1 protein-coding gene is annotated in these 2,020 nt (G+C 23.8%); it reads right to left on the bottom strand.

The window, feature by feature from the left end:
- Positions 1–25: 25 nt before the first annotated feature.
- Positions 26–1,513 (bottom strand): DUF5906 domain-containing protein, encoded by a 1,488-nt coding sequence (locus U9O55_03715; protein ID MEA2088918.1) that lies wholly within the window; start codon positions 1,511–1,513, stop codon positions 26–28.
- Positions 1,514–2,020: the final 507 nt, after the last annotated feature.

The following is a 2,020-nucleotide window of genomic DNA, read 5'->3' as shown; positions in this document are numbered from 1 at the left end:
TTTGTGCCATAAATTTTATATTTAGTTAATTAAATGATATTGTTTTTTTTATTTCTTCTTCTTTTATTCTTAAAGGATAACAGGTAAATTGTCTTTTAAATTCTTTTTCTTCATTCAAAACATTTCTATAAATTTTTTTATATAATATTTTTTGTTGGCATTTAAAAATTGTTTTTATATTTAATCCCATTTTTATTGTTGATATTTTTGGTGGAAATTTATTTTGAACATTTTTTGAATGCCATTCATTATGATACTCTTTTATATCTTCCGTGGATAACCATTTATCTTCATCCAAATCTTCTACATATTCAAAAGTATCAATCAAAAATTCATAAAAAGTGCTTGCATTTTTTTTATAATTCTCGATAGCTTGTCTGAAATTTTCATCAAAAATAAATTCATACTTGCCTTTATTTTTTTCTTTGTTTTCTTCGTTAAATTTTTTTAATCCCCATATTCCAAAATTAAGAACAGTAGACATTTCTTTTTTTAAGATGTTTTTTTCTATATTTTTTTTTGCTAAATAATAACTTTTGGAAGAAGGATTTTTCATTTTATCAAGATCAGCTTGGTTTTTGAATATATTTTTAAAATCTATAATAAGCAATCTATTTGCTATACCGTCAGAAGTATCATCAAATGCCGGTAAATGATTAGTTGCCGCAATAATTTTAAATTTAGGTTGAAAATCTATCGCTGTTTTCCCTTTTCTTTGAATTGTTATATTTTCTTGGCTTGTTATTTTTTTAAATTCGCCAGAGGTTAAAAAACTTTTTTCTTCATCTCCTATAATGTTAATACGAGAATTTAGCAATCCTTCTCGCTCAAATCCGCTTCTTGTTGAAATTTGTTTTAAACTTAATGATGTTTTTTGATTAGTTGTAAAAAAAGATGATATTAACTTTATAAGAGGAGATTTACCTGCCGCACTTGGACCATTAAGAATAAAAAATTTATTAGATTTTATTGATGTTGATAAAAGACAACCAATCATCATTGCTATATTTTCTATTGTGTTTTCTTCGTTGTTAAAAGTTGATAAAATATATTCTTGGAAGAATGGAGCTGAATTTAAAATTGTTGGTAAATCCCATTTTTCTGGTTTTTTATATTCTAAATTTTCTATTATAGAAGTTATGTATATATTTTTTGAATAAGGGATTATTTCTTGTGTCGCAATATTAAAAAGTCCATTTTTAATCGCAATTAAATTATTATAATTATCAAGTTCTACTTTTTTAATTTGAGAACAAGATTGAATTGCGCTAATTATTGAATTGATAATACTCGCGCTCCATCTTTCTGTAATATGATATTTCTCTAAAAAAATAAACAGTTTATCTTTTAAGTCTTGCTTTTCTAATAATTCATAAAATTTTCCATTATATTCATAAATAGAATTATCTTTTTTATTTTTAACAAGGTTATTCATTGTAGAAATAAGAGACTTAGCAATATAAATATTATTTTTTTTATTTTCTCTAACATCTGCTGCGTTTATTTTTAACATAAATAACAAATAATTTATACAAAATAAAAAATCTATATGAGTGAATAAGCTTGCTCACATCCAACAATAGATGCTGTGGATTTTATACCACATAACTTACTCACTCGTATAGATTTATTTTGTAATATTGTTGTTTCGAGCATATTTATTTTTTTTAATTATTTTTATAATAACATAAAAAAAAATAATGTCAAATCGGAGCTTATCCACAGTTTTAACTCTCTTACTCTCTTTGCACTCTCTTTGCACTCTCTTTGGTTCATTTTATGTAGTGTTTATAAGGTTATATTATATATATATATATATATAAAGAGAGTAAGAGAGTATATAGTATATTATGTTATGTATTTTATTATATGTTATGTTGTGTTATACAACGATTTGATGCTTTAACTCTCTTACTCTCTTTATTATTGTTTTTTTGGCTTGAATAAAGGGGAAAGTGGCAAAGAGAGATACCTTTTTACTCTCTTTATTTTTCTTTACTCTCTTTATTTTCTTCATTTT

It is taken from the genome of Patescibacteria group bacterium (genome assembly GCA_034660655.1).
In the GTDB taxonomy this organism is placed as follows: Bacteria; Patescibacteriota; Patescibacteriia; order JAACEG01; family JAACEG01; genus JAACEG01.
The sequence above is the reverse complement of the archived record's forward strand: the minus strand, read 5'-3'. Positions and strand labels throughout refer to the sequence as shown.